The organism is Streptosporangium canum (genome assembly GCF_900113865.1).
Taxonomy (GTDB): domain Bacteria; phylum Actinomycetota; class Actinomycetes; order Streptosporangiales; family Streptosporangiaceae; genus Streptosporangium; species Streptosporangium canum.
Genome location: NZ_FOQY01000009.1, coordinates 1 through 17,328, shown reverse-complemented (window position 1 = coordinate 17,328; position 17,328 = coordinate 1). Strand labels below are relative to the sequence as shown.

Genomic DNA, 17,328 nt, shown 5'->3' with positions numbered 1-17,328 from the left:
TTCCTTCAGGCCCACGGTAACCTGCCTGGTCGTGACGACTGGCGAGGCGACCACGACGGAGCGGCCCCTGTGGGGGTGGCCGCTCGCACTGCTGCTCATCGTGGTGGCGGTGGCCCCGCTGGTGATCCAGTGGCTCGGCAACGTCGACGACCAGCGCCTGGTCGACCTGGATGTGTACCGTACCGGTGGTCAGGCGATCCTGGAGGGGCGGCCGGTCTACGAGTTCGTGACGCCCGCGCCGCAACTGCTGCCGTTCACCTACCCGCCGATCGCGGCGCTGCTGGCCACCCCGCTGGCCGCGATGTCGTGGCCCGCGGCGCAGTGGGCGTGGACGGCCCTCGTCTTTGTGACGCTGGCGGTCAGCGTCGGGTACGGCTTCCGCGCCCTGCTGGGCCACGCCGTGCCGTACCGCGAGGTGCTGGGCCGCGCGGTGCCGGGCCGGAGGGCGGCGCGGGACCGGGACGCGCCGGGCCGGGCGGGCGGTGCCGGCCTCCCGATGGCCTTCGCGCTCCTGATGATCGCCTGCACCTACCTGATGCCGATCAGGGACCAGGTCCGCTTCGGCCAGGTGGACATCCTGCTGGTCGCGCTCTGCCTGGCCGACTGCGTGGCCCGGCGCCCCGTGTGGCCGCGCGGCATGCTGATCGGCCTGGCCACCGCCGTCAAGCTCACCCCCGGCGTGTTCCTGATCTACCTGCTCATCACCGGCTTCGGCCCGGGCGCGCGGCAGGAGCAGCGCAGGACCTTCTTCATGGCCGCCTTCACCGCCGCGCTGCTCACCCTGCTGCCCTTCCTGGTGATACCCGCCGACGCCGCCGAGTTCTGGTTCCACGCGCTGCTCGACCCCGAACGGCTCGGCGCCAACGCGGCGACCACCAACCAGTCGATGCGCGGCATGCTCATCCGGCTCTACCTGCCCGACTGGCTGACCAGCCTGCTCTGGCTGGCGCTGGTCGCGGTGGTCGCCTGGTACGGCTTCCGCCACGCGCGCAGGGCGCTGCTCGACGGGCACGCGGTGACCGGGGTCGCGCTGGTCGGCCTGATGGCCGTGCTGCTGTCGCCGGTGGCCTGGATCCACCACCTGGCCTGGGTGGTCGTGGTCCTCGGCGCGCTGGCCGGCGACGGGCGCGACCCGGTGCGGGTCCGGGTGGCGGCCGGTGTCTGGCTCTACTACGTGGTGCCGATCCCCTGGTGGGGAGTGACGATCAAGGCGGCGGAGATCCCGGTGCTCAGCCCGGTGCTGGGCAAGATCGTCCAGAACGGGTTCGGGCTGGGCGCGCTGGCGCTGGTCTGGCTGCTCGGGGTGTGGCTGCCGAGGCGGCGAGAGGTTTTCCGGACACTCCCCTGACTTGGTGATTACTCTGGGTGACGTGGTTGTTACCATGAGGGTCGTCGTAGGGGTCGAGGTGTGCGGGCGGGCCGCGTGCGAGCGTGGGCGGGCCGCGTGCGGGCTGAGGTGAGCTGTGTGCGGGCTGAGGTGAGCCGTGTGCGGGCGGAGGTGAGCTGCGCGAGTGCGCGACTTTACGCGCACTTTCGGATGGGCGCCGGATAGCCTGGTGTCATGCCCAAACTCGCCTATCTGGGACCGGAGGGCACCTTCACCGAAGAGGCCCTGCGGATCCTGGCACCGCAAGCCGAGCGCCTGCCGCGCGCGAACGTCAGCGCGGCGCTGGACGCCGCCCGGCGGGGTGAGGCCGACGGCGCCGTCGTGCCCCTGGAGAACTCGCTCGAAGGCGCCATCACCACGACCCTGGACGAGTTCGCCTGGGGAGAGCCGCTGCTCATCACCGCCGAGCTGCTGCTCCCCGTCGAGTTCTCGCTCCTGGCACGGCCCGGCACCCGGATCGGCCGCATCAAGCGGGTCTTCACCCATCCGGCGGCCATCACCCAGTGCCGCGCCTTCATCGCCCGCGAGCTGCCCGACGCCGTGGTGGTCGCGGCCCCGTCGACCGCGGCGGCCGCCCAGGAGGTCGCCCTCCCCGGCTCGCCGTACGACGCCGCCGTTGCCGCGCGCATCGCCGGCGAGCACTACGGGCTGGTCGAGCTGGCCACCGGCATCGGCGACCGCTCCGACACCGTGACCCGCTTCGTCCGCGTGTCCCGCCCCGGTCCGCTGCCCGAGCCCACCGGCTCCGACCGCACCACCCTGGTCGCCTTCCTCACCGACGACCACCCGGGCGCGCTGCTGGAGATGCTCACCGAGTTCTCCGTGCGCGGGGTCAACCTGACCCGCATCGAGTCGCGGCCCACCGGCGACGGGATCGGCCGTTATTTCTTCCACTTCGACTTCGAGGGCCACGTGGCGGACGCCAGGGTCGGCGAGGCGGTCTCCGGTCTCCACCGGATCTGCGCCGACGTGCGCTTCCTCGGCAGCTACCCGCGCGCCGACGGCCTGTCGCCGCAGGTCAAGCGCGGTACGGCCAACGGCGACTTCACCGAGGCCACGGGCTGGCTCTCCAGGATCCGCACCGGCCAGGTCTGATCGGGCGGGTCCCCGCGGTGGCGCGGCAGGGGCTCCGGCGGGCGTGTCACAGGTCCTCGGCCCGCGGGCACTCCGGCCGGAGCGGAATATGGGCGCGAGCTCAAGCCTCGCATCGGTAGCCTTGATCTGTGATTGACCTGCGTACCCTTCGTGAGGATCCCGACCGGCTACGGGCGTCGCAGCGTGCCCGCGGTGAGGACGACTCCGTCGTCGAAACGCTGCTCGACCTCGACAGCCGCCGGCGCGGCGCGCTGAGCCGGTTCGAGACGCTGCGCGCCGAGCAGAAGAGCATCGGAAAGTCGGTCTCCCGCGCCTCCGGGGAGGAGAAGACCGCCCTCCTCGACCGGGCCAAGGATCTCGCGGCGCAGGTCAAGTCGGCCGAGGCCGAGGCCGAGAAGCTGGCCGGGGAGCTCGACACCCTGCTCTACACGATCCCCAACCTCGTTGAGGAGGGGGCTCCGGCGGGCGGCGAGGACGACTACGTGGTGCTGGAGGAGATCGGCGAGAAGCCGACCTTCGACTTCGAGCCCAAGGACCACCTGGAGCTCGGCGAGCTGCTCGGCGCGATCGACATGGAGCGCGGCGCGAAGGTCTCCGGCTCGCGGTTCTTCTTCCTCAAGGGCGTCGGCGCCCGGCTCCAGCTCGGGCTGCTCAACATGGCCATGCAGCAGGCGATCGAGGCGGGCTTCGTCCCGATGATCCCGCCGGTTCTGGTCAAGCCCGAGACGATGCAGGGCACCGGCTTCCTCGGCGCCCACGCGAGCGAGGTCTACCACCTGGCCGATGAGGACCTGTTCCTGGTCGGCACCAGCGAGGTGCCCATGGCGGCCTACCACGCCGACGAGATCCTCGACGGCGCCGCGCTGCCCCACCGTTACGCCGGATGGTCCTCGTGCTTCCGCCGCGAGGCCGGCTCCTACGGCAAGGACACCCGGGGCATCATCCGCGTCCACCAGTTCGACAAGATCGAGATGTTCTCCTACTGCCGCCCCGAGGACGCGAGCGAGGAGCACCAGCGCCTGCTCTCCTGGGAGAAGGAGATGCTCGCCAAGATCGAGGTGCCCTACCGCGTCATCGACACCGCCGCGGGCGACCTGGGTACGAGCGCGGCGCGGAAGTTCGACTGCGAGGCGTGGGTTCCCACCCAGGGCCGCTACCGCGAGCTCACCTCGACCTCCAACTGCACCGACTTCCAGGCCCGCCGCCTGGCCGTGCGCTACCGCGACAAGGACGGCAAGCCCCAGCACGCGGCCACGCTGAACGGCACCCTGGCCACCACCCGCTGGATCGTGGCCATCCTGGAGAACCACCAGCAGGCCGACGGCTCCGTCGTGGTCCCCAAGGCCCTGCGCCCCTACGTCGGGCTCGACGTCCTCGAACCCGTCAAGTAGGCGCCCCGCGGCGCAGGCCCCCACCGGAGTCCGGTGGGGGCCTGCGCCTTTCACGCGGCGGGGCCGCCGGGGGCGTTCCTCCCGTCCGTCCAGCCGACCATGACGGACGCGGCCACCCCGGCGCCGCCGGCGAGCCAGGCCGAAAGCACCGCCGTCGAGTAGTCGTCAGGGGTGCCCGACACCCAGCCGGAGAAGATCCAACAGATCGAGGACGACGTGCAGGCGACGATGGCGGCCAGCGTGAGCGCGGCCCGGACGGATACCCGCGCCCGGACTGCCGCGGCCACCGTGAGGACCACCGCGGTGAGGGCGCAGGCGAGAGCGAACAGGATCAGCAGCGGGGCGACGAGGCTGGAGCGGTAGGAGACGCTGACCGCGAACCCGATCAGCGCGAGGACGTACGCGGTCACGGACAGGGCGCTGACCTGTGGTCTGTTACGGCGTGCCGCGGACAGGCCGGCCATGAGAGCGAGCAGGCCGGCGAAGAGGCCGACGAGGTACTCCGTCGTCAGATCGATGTCCGGCGAGCGGAGCGGGATCGCCGTGTCCGCGGAGAAACCCTCGTCCGAGAAGCCGAGTCGCCGCCAGGCCCCCCGGGCGTCCCGTACGGCGATGCCGTCGTTGCCGTTGGCCGCCACCACCACGTGGCCGTCCGGCGTGATCGGCCCGGCAGCGGCGCGAGACCAGCCATGCGAGGCCCAGCGCGGGCAGGGCGACCAGGTCGGTCGGGTCGGCCAGCACCCGGGAGGGGCCCGCGAACAGGGTCCAGGCCTGGGAGGCGAGGGCCGCGCCCGTCGCCGTGGTCTTGACCAGGACGAAGCCGGTTCCCGTGGCGATCGTCGCGCCGAGGGCGGGCACGCGGACGAGTGCGAGCAGGGGCGGGGCCACGAGCAGGCCCGCGACGTCGCTCAGCTTGCCGGTGACCAGGCCGGGCCACAGGGCCTTGAGCACGTGGTCGTTGATCAGCAGCACGATGGTGGCGACCACGGTCACGGGGTGACCGAGCCAGGCCAGGGCGGGCGGGTGGGCGGGCCCGGCCGGGATGGGCGGGTGGCCGATCCTGGCCAGAACAGAGCCGTACGGATGCCTCATATCGCGATAGATGCATCGTGGTGGGGCATGGTTCGGGCGGCACGGATTCCGTGATCAGGCTGTGCCGTGACCGGTGACGGTCACCCCGCGAGTATCGCGCGGGACGGGTGGTAGTGGCGGGCGACGCGGCGCACGTCCACAGCCCCGTAGACGGTCAGGGAATGGATGTTGGCCAGGGGAGCCCTGGCGAGGCCCCTCGCCGTCCTGAGGGGCGTTCAGGGCGCTCTGGAGGCATGCGGTGCGGCCCGCCGCCCCGTCGCGGAGCGGGTCGTCGCCTTCGCCTCCGTCGGGCGCGCAACCCGGCCAGCCACCGTGAACCGCCGCCTACGCCCGAAATGGGGTTGTCTGTCGAGAAAGGGGTGGTTTATCGGGACGGGGGCGGTCTGCCGGAAAGCGAAGAAGGCGGGGTTCGCGTTAAGCGAACCCCGCCTTCCTCGCTAACCAGAGGTCTATGCGTCAGACGGCGCGGACCTGCGAGGCCTGCGGGCCCTTCTGGCCCTGCGTGATCTCGAATTCGACCCGCTGGCCGTCTTCGAGGCTACGGTAGCCATTGCCCTGGATCTCGGAGAAGTGCACGAACACATCCGGTGCACCGCCGTCCGGTGCGATGAAGCCGAAGCCCTTTTCAGCGTTGAACCACTTGACGGTTCCCTGAGCCATTAAAGCTCTCCCTCAGGATTTGAAACTTTGGGATTCACACCTCGTGAACCCCATGTGTCGTACAGCAAGCCCCGGGGTGGTTCAGTCAAACTGGTTTTCACAACGGGATTCAGCTAATACAACGCCATCACATCTAACACTATCTGGCGCACTCGTGTTCCCGCCATGAGGAAGATTCCTCGTAGACGGATCCCCGGGGCTGGCGCCCCGAGGATCACAGTGCAGACTGGAACCTGTTATGGGAAGCCCCCGGCTCGTCGCCACCGACCTCGACGGCACCGCTCTGCGCTCGGACGGAACCGTCTCCCCCCGTACTGCCGCCGCTTTCGCCCGTGTGGAGAGAGCCGGGGCCACGCTGGTCTTCGTGACCGGACGGCCGCCCCGGTGGATGCACGCGGTCGCGGGAGCCGTACGTCATAGAGGGCTGGCCATATGCGCCAACGGCGCCCTTGTCTACGACCTGCACACCGAGCAGATCGTCAAATCACACCTCATCGCCGCAGATGTGCTTGAAGAGGTCGTGAGACGGCTCCGCGCAAAGGTGCCGGAGCTGGCGTTCTCAGTGGAATACGAAGGTGGATTCGCCCACGAATCGGACTTCCGTCTCGGTCGTTGGGATGGCAAGGCGGTCGCCGGACTCCGCGTCGGGACGTCCACGCTCACCTCGCGGCCGTGTGCCAAACTCCTGGCCCTGCACCCCCGGATGGACCCCGACGCCCTTCAGGAGACGGTCTGCGAGCTGGTCGGCGACCTGGTCACGCCCACCCACTCCAGCGGCCGCGCCCTGATCGAGATGAGCGCCCAGGGGGTGACGAAGGCCTCGGCGCTGGCAGCGCTCGCCGAAGGACACGAGATCACGTCAGCCGACGTGATCGCCTTTGGAGACATGCCCAACGACCTGCCGATGCTGCGGTGGGCGGGCACTTCCTACGCGGTCGCCAACGCCCACGCCGAGGTGCTGGCCGCGGTCGATCACGTGACCGCGGCCAACAACGACGACGGGGTCGCCAGAATCCTTGAGGACCTCTACAGGTAGGGACCCGAGCTGCCCTGGTGGCCCTCCTGCGGAAGGGAGATGCCACTGGGCAGCGCCTTGCGCATGTTCTCCAGCTGGGCGCGGGCCGCCATCTGCTGGGCGAAGAGCGTGGTCTGTATCCCGTGGAACAGGCCCTCAAGCCAGCCGACCAGCTGCGCGTGGGCGACCCGGAGCTCCGCCTCGCTCGGCGGGGTGCCGTTGTCGTCCTCGGTGAACGGCAGCGACAGGCGCTCCAGCTCGTCGACCAGCTCGGGCGCCAGACCGTCTTCGAGCTCCTTGATGGAGCTCTGGTGGATCTCCTTGAGCCGCTTGCGGCTGGCCTCGTCCAGCGGGGCCGCCCGGACTTCTTCGAGGAGCTGGCGGATCATGCTGCCGATCCGCATCACCTTGGCGGGCTGCTCGACCAGCTCGGTGATCGACCGTCCCTCGCCGTCCTCCTCGGTCTGGACCCCCTGGGGGCCCATGACCACTATGTGCGGAGTGCTCTCCTCAGCGTTCATAGCACTCAACTTACTAGCAGGATTTTCCCGACGTGGTCTCCGGACTCCAGGATCTTGTGAGCCTCGGCGGCGTCGCTCATCGGCACCCGGGCGTGGATCACCGGCCGGATCGCCCCCGCCTCGACCAGGGGCCAGACGTTTTCGACGACACCGCGCACGATGACCCCCTTCTCGTCGACCGGGCGCGAGCGTAGCGTGGTGCCGTGCACGGAGGCCCGTTTGACGAGGAGCGCACCCAGGTCCAGCTCGCCCTTCGAGCCGCCCTGCATCCCGATCACGACCAGGCGGCCGCCGGTCTTGAGGGCCTTCACGTTCCCGGGCAGGTATCTCCCGCCGACGATGTCGAGGATCACATCGGCCCGGACCCTCTCCGCGAAGTCCTCCTCGCGGTAGTTGATCCCCTCGTCGGCGCCGAGCTCCACACAGCGGGCGATCTTCTCGGCGGACCCGGCGGTGACGACCACGTGCGAGCCGAACGCCTTGGCGAGCTGTACGGCCAGCGTGCCGATCCCGCTGGCGCCGCCGTGAACGAGAAGCGTCTCGCCCTTCCTCAGGCGCGCGGTCATGAACACGTTGGACCAGACCGTGCACGCCACCTCGGGCAGAGCGGCCGCCTCGACCAGGTCCACGCGCTCGGGCACGCGCATGACCTGCTGCCAGGGCACCGCGACCCGTTCCGCGTAGCCGCCTCCGGCGAGCAGCGCGCACACCCGGTCGCCCGGCTTGAAGTCCTCGACGTCCGAGCCCACCTCGGCGACCACGCCGGAGCACTCCAGCCCCGGGTACGGCGGCGCGCCCGGAGGCGGGTCGTACAGCCCCTGCCTCTGCATCACGTCGGCCCGGTTGACCGCCGAGGCGGCCACGTCGATGAGGACGTCGCCCGGTCCGGGGCGGGGTTCGGAGACCTCCCGCCAGGTCAGCACTTCAGGTCCACCAGGTTTATCGATCACGATGGCGTGCATGTGACCAAAGTATCTGGTGGGCTCAACTTGGTGGTTGCCCGCGTTGACGAGAACACAGGGCGTTAACCTGCTATGTGTTTGCTGCCCTTTTATGCCCATCCCGAGGGGGAACACGGTGGCGAGACACGATCGTGAGGAGTCTCTCGAGGAGCAGCTCGCCTGGCTCGACGCTATCAAGGAGCAGGAGGAGGCGCCTCCCGTCGCGGTGAAGAGCACCGCGATGGACGCGGTGGACGACGCCGCCATCTCGCCGTACCCGAAGGACCCGTGGAGTTCGGTGCCGTCGGAGCCCGACGTGGCCTCGTCGCCGCTGTTCCGCACGGCCGTCGACTCGGCGTACGACCCCGCGGGCGCACCCGTGACCATGACGGACCCGCCGGACGAGGAAGCCGACGCGGCCGACTGGATGGAGGCGGGCGACACGCTGAGAGCCTTCACCCTGCCCTCCGTCACGGCGCCCCCGAGCCAGGACAACGACGGATTCCTGGCCCCTCTCAAGCCCCTGCCCCGCCAGGAGCAGGGCGAGGGCGGCCACACCACGGGCGAGTTCACCGGTCCCGAGATCCGCGCGCCGCACGCCGAGACCGAGTCCCGGCAGGAGCCGTCCCGCGGCCTGTTCGAGCAGCCCCGCCGCGCGGAGGAGCCGGAGTCCTTCACGTTCCGCACCGCCGAGCCCGCCGGTCCCACCCTCGAACCGTTCAAGCCTCCGGCCCCGGAACCCGAGGGGTTCGCCTTCGGCGGCGCGGGCTCCGACCGCGACGGTTTCACGCTGCCGAACGCCGGGGCCGGGCGTGACGCGTTCGCCTTCGGCGGTGCCGACCGTGACCGGTTCACGCTGCCGGACGCCGGTTCTGACCCTGACGCGTCCGGCTCCGGCGGCGCCGAGCAGCGCGACGACCGGTCCGGCTCCGGCGGGGCCGAGCAGCGCGACGACCGGTCCGGTTCCGGCGGCGCCGATCGAGACGATTCCCGCTCCGGCGGTGTGGAGCAGCACGAGGACCGGCCCGCTTCCGGCTCCGAACAGGGTGATTCCCCCTCGGACGCCGAGTCGTACGATGATCGGTCCGCCTCTGCCGCCGTCGAGCAGGACCGTGACCGGTCGGCCTTCAAGATTGATGTCGAGCAGGAGCGCGACTGGCCGGCCTTCAAGGCCGATGTCGAGCAGGACCGCGACTGGCCGGCCTTCAAGGCCGATGTCGAGCAGGACCGCGATCGGTCAGCCTTCAAGGCCGAGCCGTTCACCGGCGGCGATTTCCTCCGGCCGGCTCCGGAACGCTCCGATCCCGAGGCCGCCGAGCCGTTCCGGGTGCCCGAGTCCTTCGGCGCCGACCGCCCGAACCAGGCCACGCCGCCGGAGCGGGCCCCCGGCACGTTCGGCTCGGACTCCTCCGGCTTCTCGGGCTTCGCACGTGACTGGGACAGGCCCTTCGGCTCGGACCGGGACACGCCTTCCCCGTCGGCCAGGGAGACGGCTTTCGCACCCGAAGGGGAGACGGCCTCCACACCCGGCCGGGACACGCCCCCGGTCTCGGGCCGTGGCACCGCCTTCACACCCGATCGGGACAAGCCCTTCGGCTCGGACCGGGACACGCCTCCGGCGTCCGGTCGGGACACGGCCTTCGCGTCCGAGCGGGAGACGCCGTTCACCACCGACCAGGACAGGCCCTTCGCCTCCGGTCGGGACACGGCCTTCGCGTCCGAGCGGGAGGTGGCCTTCACGCCCGAGCGGGACAGGCCCTTCGGCTCGGATCGGGACACGCCTTCCGCATCGGGCAGGGAGACGGCCGGGCCGGCGCGGGAGCCGTACCAGGCACGCCGCCGCCAGTCGGTCCCCCCGCCCGCCTTCAGCGCTCCCTCCCGGCAGCAGGTGCCGGGCGTCCCCAGGCCGTCGGCCGACAGCCTCGATCCCGAATCGCTGCTCAGGGGCCGCCGCAACGGGCCCGCCGGCGGCTGGCGGAAGCTGATCTACAAGGCGTCAGCAGGTTTGATCAAGCCTGGTGAGTCCCCCGAGGTCCGCCGCCGCCGCGAACTGGTCGCCCGTGCCCGCACACCCGTCGCCACGGGTCACCATCGGGTCGCCGTGCTGAGCCTCAAGGGCGGTGTCGGAAAGACCACCACCACGGTCGGCCTCGGCGCCACCCTCGCCCAGGTCCGCGGTGACCGGGTCATCGCGGTCGACGCCAACCCCGACCGCGGCACCCTGTCGGACAAGCTCGAACTCGAAACCTCCGCCACCGTCCGCGACCTGCTCAACGAGCGCCAGCAGATCAAGCGCTATGTCGACATCCGGGCCTTCACCTCGCAGGCCCCGTCCCGCCTGGAGATCCTCGCCTCCGACCGCGACCCGTCGGTGTCGGAAGCCTTCAGCTCATCCGACTACCAGTCGGTGGCCCAGGTCCTGGAGAACTTCTACTCGATCTGTATCACCGACTGCGGCACCGGCCTGCTCCACTCGGCCATGTCCGGCGTCCTCGGCTTGGCCGACCAACTCGTCCTGGTCAGCTCCCCGTCCGTGGACGGCGCCCGCGCCGCCTCGGCCACCCTGGACTGGCTGGAGGCCCACCACTACGAGGAGCTGGTCCGCTCCGCCACGGTGGTGCTGTGCAGCGTCCGTCCCCGTTCGAAGTCCACCGTGGACCTCGACCGCCTGGAGGCCCACTTCGCGGCCCGGTGCCGTGCCGTGATCCGCATCCCCTACGACCCCCATCTCGAAGAGGGCGCGGAGATCGACCTGGAGAGGCTGCAGGCAACCACCCGCGAGTCCTACCTCCGCCTGGCGGCCTCGGTGGGTGACGGCTTCGCCGCCACACAACTCTGAATCCGGTACGGCAGGCGCCCCGTCTCCAGGCGGAGACCAGGCGCCTGCCGAGTCCCGTGCACGCCTCGGGCGGTGAGAGGCTAAGGTGCAATCTGACACGTTCTTCGAAGCGTGTCACCAGGAGAGCTCGCCTAGTGGACGATGGCGGCGGTCTTGAAAACCGCTAGGGGCTTTGCGGCTCCTCGTGGGTTCGAATCCCACGCTCTCCGCTCACCTTGCGAAACGGCGTCTGACCAGGGGTTTCCCCTCGGTAGGGCGCCGTTGGCCGTTTCCGGCCCGCGCAGCCGTACGCCACTGTGAGCGGCCTGAGCCGGTGCTCGCGGGATATATGCGGGATGGATCTTGAGGCGTTCTCCCAGGTCATGCGCGAGAATCCTGCCCTGAGAATCGGGAGGAGAGCCGTGGAGCATATGGACTGGGACCGGATACCGGGACCGACCTGGTACCTCCCGGAGGCCGCCCGAGCGGCGGTGAAGGCGCTGACCCGGTCTGCAGACGCTCGGCAGGCCGCCCGCGCACTGGCCGATCTCCGGTACGCGGTCACGAACGACCACGCCGGGACTCTTTACCCGGCCGCCGTTCTCGCGACGAGTGTGCTTCTGAAGGCGATCGAGGAACGACCAGGACCGGCCCGGCAGGAGGCACTGAACGCGCTGATGGACTGGTGGGGATGCTTCCACCCCGAACCGGGGTTCGAGACCTACGAGGACCCGTCGACCGGGTCTGTCGTTCTCATCGAAGGAATCACGAGGCATGTCCGCGATGCCAAGGACATGCTCCACCGCGTCGCTGATGATCCGTCCGGGGGCGGAAGACATCGTTCCGATGTGAGACTGCTGCTGGCCAAACTCAGGGAAGGCTGGGGCGCGGAGGCCGGCTGACGCGGAGGAATCAGACGCCTGGGGCCGTGTCGAGGCCACAGCGAAGAGGCCCCGGTGTTCCCGAGGCCCCTTCATGATGTGGATGGCCACGCAGCCAGTGCGTCCTCAATTCCGCGGTTGGCGATCGCCACGCCGCCGTCGATGCACTTGGCGTAGACCTTGAGCAGCACGTCCATCCCGTGTCCCGCGCGCTCGGCCGCATCGGGAGCCGCCACCCCGGCATTCAGCCAGAGGGACACCGCCGCGTGCCGCAGGTCGTACGGCCGGGCCGCCAGAGGTGAGACCTGCTGTTCGGGAGTCAGGGTGAAGGTCCGCGCCGCCTTCCACGCCTCGCAGTAGGTCCCGATGGAGATCACGCTACCGCGCGAGCTACGGAACAGCCGGCCGTCCTCATGGACGCCGAACTCTTGGATGTGCTCCCGGAGGATGGCCACCGGCTCAGGCGGAACCGGAACGGGACGGTACTCGTCCTCTGCCCGGTGCTCAGGCCCCGATCGTCGTGAGCCGCCCCGCTGTTGGTCCACCTCTCGGATCGCCGCGGGTTCTACGGCGTGCCATCAGGCGGCTTCCTTTCCAGCGGTGACGGTGTTCTTGGCCGGAGCGGGAACGGCAGCGGTGCGGGGAGCGCGCATCGCCCGTGCTCGGATGGACCAGGCCAGGCGGAAGGTGTTCTGGCCGACGTAGGCGGTGACGGTCGTGGCGTCGAACTCGACCGGGATGAACGGCAGGCCCGGCAGTGGCGCCGGGGGGATCGGCTGGACGGGGGACAGGATCTTGACGGAGACGGTCTTCTGTCCGGCCTTGACGGTGGGATCGGCGTCCATGACCGCGACCTGTCACACGGGTTCGCCGGTGGTCTTGTCCTTGGCGTAAACGGTGCGGCCGTTGGTCGAGGCGTCGAAGTCCTTGACCTGCTCGATCTCGTCGACGATGTAGCAGCCGTGCGGGAAGACCTGCTCGAAGCCGATCGGGATGGCCAGGGGTTCTACCTTTCGTCCGCCCCCCTAGACAGCTACGGCCGATCCGCAGAGGCAAATGTCTAGGGGACTATGCAGGTGAAGATAGTCGAAGTCCGCCCCAACCGTCTAGGGGGGTAAACGCATGGCAGGAATTTTCCGTGATCGACGATTCACGGAAGCCGCTAAATATTGTGAAGAAAGCGTGCAAAAGGTGTGAAACTCTCCTGGAGAGCCTGGCGGTGGCTTCGCTGCTCCACGATGCTGCGCCCATGTCTTCCGCGATGAAAACCGCTCGATGGTCCAGATCGACGCTCTTCATGGCGTCGCTCGGATGGCTCCTGCTGACAGCCGCCTCCTACCTGTGGATACCGCTGTTCAGGATGATCTGGCGGCTCAACGGACTTGTCCTGGCAGTGTTCTGGCTGTGGGCCGTTCTGTGGTCCTTCACCGCGGTGATGGCATATCTCTCGCTCAAGGCCTACACCCGAGCCTTCACCGCACTAGTGATCGCGGTGGTCATTGGCGCTGTCATCTGGACGACTGACTGGAAAGCCGCCTACGTGGACAGTCAGTTCTGGCTCCATCGAGACGAGTTCGCCGCACTTGCCGCCGCCTATGACAATCGTGAGCCACTCGTCGTTCCCTGGTGGATGGAATATCTGTCGATAGACGGGCAGGTCCGGCGACAGGGAGATGTGCTCTACCTCCCTGTGTTCGAGGATGCTTGGCGCGCAGAAACCGGTGTAGGGATCGCCCATCTATCGGGCCCGCCGGATTCTCAAACGATCATTCAGACCGCTGCCGGCGATATAGGCAGCCCGGTCCGTGACCTCGGAGGCGGCTGGTGGTGGGTGGAGTAGGGGTCAGAAGCGGCAATAGGCGGCCGTGGCATCGTCGAACACCTTGCCCCGTGGCCACCGGGAGCCGTCCGGATCGCTGTGCTCGGCCTCGCGAACTCGGTGGATCAGTTCCTCCGGGCCGGAGTCGTCGAGCAGGTCGAGGGCCTGCCGCCAGGTGGCCAGGGCGAAGCGGTCGACGAGGCGGGAGGCTCCGTCGCTGAGCAGCGCGGCGGCGCGTACGCGGTCGGCGGGGACCGTTCCGATGAGGGCCTGTTCGGCGGCGAGGGGGTCGACGGCGGCGACCCAGAACCCGCCGTCGCGGTTGCGGTGATCGCGCAGGGTCTCCACGTACGCCCGATGGGCCGAGACATGCCCGGGGCTGCCGGAGGCGAGCGCGTCCATGGCTGTCCGGTGGGCCGCGCCGACTTGGGCCTCCCGGTCGTCGCAGATGACCATCGGCTCCGCCGTGCCGATCACGTCGAGGATGAGGACGGAGTCGGCCAGGACGAGGAAGTCGAGGGCGTCGGCCGTACGGCGGAGCATGACCACGGTGGCCGAGGGCGAGCCGGGATGGGTCAGGTCGCAGACGAAGTCGTGCAGGGAGGCCACGGCCTTGATGCCCTCGGCCAGGATCTCGGTCAGTGGCTTGCCGTCCTGGGCCAGGCCGGCCAGGAGGGTCGAGCCGAGGGAGCGTGCGTACCAGGCGACACCGTGAACGCAGCCGGATTCCGAGCCGGGCGGGGTACCGGCGCCGTCGAGCAGGACGATCGCGTCCGGCGTGGCGCCGACGAAGTCCTCATTCGGGCGGCCGGGGGCCGCTTCGGTGGCGAAGGTGACGCGCATCGGGGTCAGGTCTCCTCGTGCCGGTAGAGCGGGCTGGCCAGTTCCGCTCTGACCGGTTCCCCGGTCGCCGGGTCGTATTCCACCCCCACCACGGTGGAGAAGCGGTTTTCACCGACCTGCCCCCACAGAGTGGCGATCTCGGAGGTGAGCAGATCGACCACGCCGAGGGTGCCTTGGGGGTGGATGCCGGTGAAGACCAGGAGGTTGCCGTTGCCGTCCGGCCGGGCCAGTCGCCCGAGGTAGGCGTAGTCGACCGGGCGCGCCGGGTCGGAGTCCTCGCCCGAGCGGTAGCTGTCCCCTGTGCGGCGGTCCCGCAGGGTCCACGCACCGTCCTTGACCCACTCCAGAACCGGATCGGATTCATACAGCGCGCCCATGACCGGCGACAGCTTCGGCCCGCAGATCACGATGAGATTGGGCCGGTTCAGGTCGATCTCGCCGCCGAGCGGGACGTGTTCGAGGTTGAGCGCCAGGTCGAAGCCGCGAGCCAGGTCTTCCAGGCGCTTGGCGGCGGTGACGTCTTCCATGGCGACCACGGGCCGGGCGTTGTTGGCCTCGCGCTTGAGCGGGGTGGCCAGGGTGATCGTGCCGGTGCCGAGGAACGCGCCCTCGGGGGCGGGGCCGGTGTGCTTGATCTGGTGGATGCGCCCGCGCGACAGGCCGGCCTGTTCGGCGATCTGCGCGTAGGAGATGCCTTGGGCGTGCAGCTCCTGGATGACGCGTCGCCGCATCCGGGACAGCTCGGTGACCTCCTGTTGCGCGGCGCTGAGCCGTTCGGTGGCGGCCCGGATCAACAGGTACGGGTTGTCGATGGCGGCGATCCGCTCAAGGTCACTCGATGGCACGGTGGTTCTCCCTCGGTGGTGCTCAACCGAGTCTAGACCCCTAGACGAAATGTCGTCTATCCCCCTTGACGGTATGGGTGTGAGTGGTTCGCCGGTTTTCGGGTGAACTGCGCGGATCGCCGAGCGTCGTCGCGGTACGCCTCTCGTCATCGCGCCTGGCCCAGCAGTATGGCCAGCCACAGCTTGTGGGCTTCGGCCGCGCGGGTCCGGCCGGTCTCGGGGATGGTGCGTGGCCTGCCCTGGACGATCCGGTGGACGAAGAAGGCCCCGCCCGAGCTGCGTAGCTCGTAGACGACCGCCCGGCAGTCGCAGGTCCAGCCGACCAGTCGGTATCGGTCGTCGTCGCGCGGTTTCAGCCATGTCAGCCGTTCATGGGTCGCCTGGAGCGGTGCCACGTGAGGGGCTATGCAGCTCACCGACGTGTCGCCGCTTCGGGAAGCGCCTCCAGAACGGCCCAGACGATGCGGCCTCTGTCGTCGCCGGTGATTCCCCAGGCCGCCGCCAGTTCGTTGACCAGCACCAATCCCCGCCCGTTCTCTCCGCTTGCCAGAGGCGGGAGCACCCGAGGGGACCGGGGACCGCCCTCGTCCAGGACGCTGAGCCACAGCCGACTTCTGTCTGCCTCGATGGAGACGGTGAAGCGGCCCCCGAATCGGCCGCTGTCGGAGTGGCGGACCGCGTTCGTGGCCAGTTCGCTGACAATGAGCTCGGCGTCTTCCACGCATGGCCAGTTGCGGAGAAACACGGTGATGAACCGGCGGGCTTCGGTGATCGAGGCAGGGGAGCCGAGGAAGGTGCGGGAGATGCGTGACGGCGACATGGGGGAACTCCGATGTCTAGGGGACTATACATGCATGCCATCAGCGTATGAGTGACCTTAGAAGACACTCAAGCTATTCGACGCATAAATACGTCACTTAGCTCAGGCGGGTGGCCAACTCCTCATAGTCGGCACCGATCTGCCCCAGAAGATCCCGCAGTCCCTCGCCATATATGGCAGCCGCCGCGAACGCCTCGAAGGTCTCCCCATGCGCGGCCAGCTCCCCCGGCTCGCTCAGCGTGAGGTCACCGGTCAGGCACTCCACCACGCTCACCGACCCGTCGTAGAGCGTGAACCCGTGCAACGGGAACCCCGGCGTCTCTGTCGACCACGGCACCACCCCGAGTCCCACATGCGAAAGCGTCGAGACCTGAACCAGCCGATCAAGCTGCGCCCGCATCAACGCCGGCGACCCCGGCCACGTCCGGACCGCCCCCTCCGTCAGCACGAACGAGAACTCACGCCCCGACTCGAACAGGACGGCCTGCGCCTCCACCCGGACCGCCGCAGCTTTGGCCGCATCGTCCTCGTCGACATCCCTGCCGAAGGCCAAGGCGAGCCGGGCATACTCTGCCGTCTGCAACAGCGCCGGGATCATTGCCGATTGAAACGACACCACCCGACGAGCCGAACGGAGCCGGGCCGCATTGGCCGCCTCCCGGCCGGCCAGCCCGCCCTTGAGGCGGGAGACCTCATCGCGCAGGCGTACGAGCAGAGCGTCCAACTCCCCACGGCCCGCCTCGTCCAGGTCCAGCGCTTCGACGAGCCGATCAACCGTCTCCGGTACCGGAAGAAGCTGCCCGGTCTCGATCCGAGAGATCGTCGGCTGAGCCACCCCAGCCCGCAGCGCCAGATCCTTACCGGTCAGCCCGGCGTCCTTACGCAGCCGCCGCAGCAACTCACCCAGCGCCCGCAGGCGATCCCGTCGATCCTCCACACCCAGCGTTCTACCAGCCGCTCACACATCGAGCGCAGCCCATCCCAGATCACTGCCGAATTGTTCTTATGGGTAATCAAGCGGCGGCGCGGCGCGCCGCCGTACCCGGCCCTCTGCCGCCCGCCGTCCGGGCGTGCGGCGTGGGCGCCGGTCCCGGCCGGCGGCGACCCGGGCCGTCCACCGATCCACACGCCCGCCGTAACCGATGCTCTCGCCGACCACCGGCCCGCCGCCGCTCCGCTTCCTGGGCATGCATATGATCA

At 69.4% G+C, this 17,328-nt stretch carries 19 protein-coding genes, 1 tRNA gene and 1 pseudogene; 9 read left to right on the top strand and 12 right to left on the bottom strand.

Going from position 1 to position 17,328, the window contains the following annotated elements; translation table 11 throughout:
* Window positions 1-31 precede the first annotated feature (31 nt).
* The 3 genes from BM085_RS15305 to serS all read left to right on the top strand — a co-directional run bounded on the left by BM085_RS15305 (window position 32) and on the right by serS (window position 3,873).
* On the top strand, window positions 32-1,348 hold the full coding sequence (locus BM085_RS15305; protein ID WP_093887660.1) for a glycosyltransferase 87 family protein: 1,317 nt from the start codon (window positions 32-34) through the stop codon (window positions 1,346-1,348).
* Window positions 1,349-1,561: 213 nt separating this feature from the next.
* Window positions 1,562-2,482, top strand: coding sequence for a prephenate dehydratase (gene pheA / locus BM085_RS15300; RefSeq protein ID WP_093887659.1), 921 nt, complete (start codon window positions 1,562-1,564; stop codon window positions 2,480-2,482).
* A gap of 128 nt (window positions 2,483-2,610) precedes the next feature.
* The gene (gene serS / locus BM085_RS15295) at window positions 2,611-3,873 is read left to right on the top strand and encodes a serine--tRNA ligase (protein ID WP_093887658.1); all 1,263 of its coding nucleotides are present in this window, start codon (window positions 2,611-2,613) and stop codon (window positions 3,871-3,873) included.
* Window positions 3,874-3,923: 50 nt separating this feature from the next.
* Here serS and BM085_RS43020 read toward each other — a convergent pair whose 3' ends face one another.
* Together BM085_RS43020 and BM085_RS43015 are read right to left on the bottom strand one after the other, a co-directional pair.
* On the bottom strand, window positions 3,924-4,283 hold the full coding sequence (locus BM085_RS43020) for a hypothetical protein (protein WP_143120929.1): 360 nt from the start codon (window positions 4,281-4,283) through the stop codon (window positions 3,924-3,926).
* Between the two features lie 25 nt (window positions 4,284-4,308).
* Entirely contained in the window at window positions 4,309-4,965 is a 657-nt protein-coding gene (locus BM085_RS43015; RefSeq protein ID WP_143120928.1) for a hypothetical protein, read from the bottom strand.
* A gap of 98 nt (window positions 4,966-5,063) precedes the next feature.
* Here BM085_RS43015 and BM085_RS46810 point away from each other — a divergent pair.
* Window positions 5,064-5,471, top strand: a pseudogene (locus BM085_RS46810) (FAD-dependent monooxygenase); the annotation flags it as partial.
* Here the strand turns inward: BM085_RS46810 and BM085_RS15275 are convergent.
* Window positions 5,422-5,625 carry a cold-shock protein gene (locus tag BM085_RS15275; RefSeq protein WP_012886943.1) on the bottom strand — a complete coding sequence of 68 codons (204 nt, stop codon included), beginning with the start codon at window positions 5,623-5,625 and terminating at the stop codon, window positions 5,422-5,424. The pseudogene BM085_RS46810 and the gene BM085_RS15275 overlap by 50 nt on opposite strands.
* A 238-nt stretch (window positions 5,626-5,863) precedes the next feature.
* On the opposite strand from BM085_RS15275, the gene BM085_RS15270 reads away from it, so the two are divergent.
* Entirely contained in the window at window positions 5,864-6,661 is a 798-nt protein-coding gene (locus BM085_RS15270) for an HAD family hydrolase (RefSeq protein ID WP_093887654.1), read from the top strand.
* Here the strand turns inward: BM085_RS15270 and BM085_RS15265 are convergent.
* The gene (locus tag BM085_RS15265) at window positions 6,652-7,161 is read right to left on the bottom strand and encodes a bacterial proteasome activator family protein (RefSeq protein ID WP_086573149.1); all 510 of its coding nucleotides are present in this window, start codon (window positions 7,159-7,161) and stop codon (window positions 6,652-6,654) included. The two genes, BM085_RS15270 and BM085_RS15265, sit on opposite strands and share 10 nt — an antisense overlap.
* A gap of 5 nt (window positions 7,162-7,166) precedes the next feature.
* Window positions 7,167-8,123: an NAD(P)H-quinone oxidoreductase gene (locus BM085_RS15260; RefSeq protein WP_093887653.1), complete on the bottom strand. Its 957-nt coding sequence runs from the start codon at window positions 8,121-8,123 to the stop codon at window positions 7,167-7,169.
* A 115-nt stretch (window positions 8,124-8,238) separates the two neighbouring features.
* On the opposite strand from BM085_RS15260, the gene BM085_RS15255 reads away from it, so the two are divergent.
* The 3 genes from BM085_RS15255 (at window position 8,239) to BM085_RS15245 (ending at window position 11,822) form a co-directional block, all read left to right on the top strand.
* A complete protein-coding gene (locus BM085_RS15255) occupies window positions 8,239-10,941 on the top strand; it encodes a nucleotide-binding protein (RefSeq protein WP_245789337.1) in 2,703 nt (900 codons plus the stop codon).
* 120 nt (window positions 10,942-11,061) lie between these two features.
* Window positions 11,062-11,150 (top strand) — tRNA-Ser (locus BM085_RS15250).
* A gap of 126 nt (window positions 11,151-11,276) precedes the next feature.
* A complete protein-coding gene (locus BM085_RS15245) occupies window positions 11,277-11,822 on the top strand; it encodes a hypothetical protein (protein WP_093887652.1) in 546 nt (181 codons plus the stop codon).
* A gap of 71 nt (window positions 11,823-11,893) precedes the next feature.
* Here BM085_RS15245 and BM085_RS15240 read toward each other — a convergent pair whose 3' ends face one another.
* Together BM085_RS15240 and BM085_RS45915 are read right to left on the bottom strand one after the other, a co-directional pair.
* Window positions 11,894-12,256 (bottom strand): site-specific integrase, encoded by a 363-nt coding sequence (locus BM085_RS15240; protein ID WP_281249847.1) that lies wholly within the window; start codon window positions 12,254-12,256, stop codon window positions 11,894-11,896.
* Between the two features lie 123 nt (window positions 12,257-12,379).
* The gene (locus BM085_RS45915; protein ID WP_245789336.1) at window positions 12,380-12,646 is read right to left on the bottom strand and encodes a hypothetical protein; all 267 of its coding nucleotides are present in this window, start codon (window positions 12,644-12,646) and stop codon (window positions 12,380-12,382) included.
* A gap of 293 nt (window positions 12,647-12,939) precedes the next feature.
* Here BM085_RS45915 and BM085_RS15230 point away from each other — a divergent pair, with 293 nt between their 5' ends.
* The gene (locus BM085_RS15230; protein WP_143120927.1) at window positions 12,940-13,641 is read left to right on the top strand and encodes a hypothetical protein; all 702 of its coding nucleotides are present in this window, start codon (window positions 12,940-12,942) and stop codon (window positions 13,639-13,641) included.
* Between the two features lie 3 nt (window positions 13,642-13,644).
* On the opposite strand, the gene BM085_RS15225 is transcribed toward BM085_RS15230, so the two are convergent.
* The 5 genes from BM085_RS15225 to BM085_RS15205 all read right to left on the bottom strand — a co-directional run bounded on the left by BM085_RS15225 (window position 13,645) and on the right by BM085_RS15205 (window position 17,065).
* Window positions 13,645-14,463, bottom strand: a complete 819-nt coding sequence (locus BM085_RS15225; RefSeq protein ID WP_093887650.1) for a protein phosphatase 2C domain-containing protein — start codon at window positions 14,461-14,463, stop codon at window positions 13,645-13,647.
* Window positions 14,464-14,468: 5 nt separating this feature from the next.
* A complete protein-coding gene (locus BM085_RS15220) occupies window positions 14,469-15,308 on the bottom strand; it encodes a sigma factor-like helix-turn-helix DNA-binding protein (RefSeq protein ID WP_093887649.1) in 840 nt (279 codons plus the stop codon).
* Window positions 15,309-15,454: 146 nt separating this feature from the next.
* Window positions 15,455-15,703 carry a hypothetical protein gene (locus BM085_RS15215; RefSeq protein ID WP_093887648.1) on the bottom strand — a complete coding sequence of 83 codons (249 nt, stop codon included), beginning with the start codon at window positions 15,701-15,703 and terminating at the stop codon, window positions 15,455-15,457.
* 17 nt (window positions 15,704-15,720) lie between these two features.
* Window positions 15,721-16,128, bottom strand: a complete 408-nt coding sequence (locus BM085_RS15210) for an ATP-binding protein (protein WP_093887647.1) — start codon at window positions 16,126-16,128, stop codon at window positions 15,721-15,723.
* A 97-nt stretch (window positions 16,129-16,225) separates the two neighbouring features.
* Window positions 16,226-17,065, bottom strand: coding sequence for a helix-turn-helix domain-containing protein (locus BM085_RS15205; protein WP_218158722.1), 840 nt, complete (start codon window positions 17,063-17,065; stop codon window positions 16,226-16,228).
* Window positions 17,066-17,328: the final 263 nt, after the last annotated feature.

Excerpts from the sequence above, each read along its gene's own strand:
- BM085_RS15225 (WP_093887650.1), bottom strand. The coding sequence starts at position 14,463 with ATGCGCGTCACCTTCGCCACCGAAGCGGCCCCCGGCCGCCCGAATGAG.
- pheA (WP_093887659.1), top strand. The coding sequence starts at position 1,562 with ATGCCCAAACTCGCCTATCTGGGACCGGAGGGCACCTTCACCGAAGAG.
- BM085_RS15210 (WP_093887647.1), bottom strand. The coding sequence starts at position 16,128 with ATGTCGCCGTCACGCATCTCCCGCACCTTCCTCGGCTCCCCTGCCTCG.
- BM085_RS15265 (WP_086573149.1), bottom strand. The coding sequence starts at position 7,161 with ATGAACGCTGAGGAGAGCACTCCGCACATAGTGGTCATGGGCCCCCAG.
- BM085_RS15260 (WP_093887653.1), bottom strand. The coding sequence starts at position 8,123 with ATGCACGCCATCGTGATCGATAAACCTGGTGGACCTGAAGTGCTGACC.
- BM085_RS15275 (WP_012886943.1), bottom strand. The coding sequence starts at position 5,625 with ATGGCTCAGGGAACCGTCAAGTGGTTCAACGCTGAAAAGGGCTTCGGC.
- BM085_RS43015 (WP_143120928.1), bottom strand. The coding sequence starts at position 4,965 with ATGAGGCATCCGTACGGCTCTGTTCTGGCCAGGATCGGCCACCCGCCC.
- BM085_RS45915 (WP_245789336.1), bottom strand. The coding sequence starts at position 12,646 with ATGGACGCCGATCCCACCGTCAAGGCCGGACAGAAGACCGTCTCCGTC.
- BM085_RS15245 (WP_093887652.1), top strand. The coding sequence starts at position 11,277 with ATGGATCTTGAGGCGTTCTCCCAGGTCATGCGCGAGAATCCTGCCCTG.
- BM085_RS15270 (WP_093887654.1), top strand. The coding sequence starts at position 5,864 with ATGGGAAGCCCCCGGCTCGTCGCCACCGACCTCGACGGCACCGCTCTG.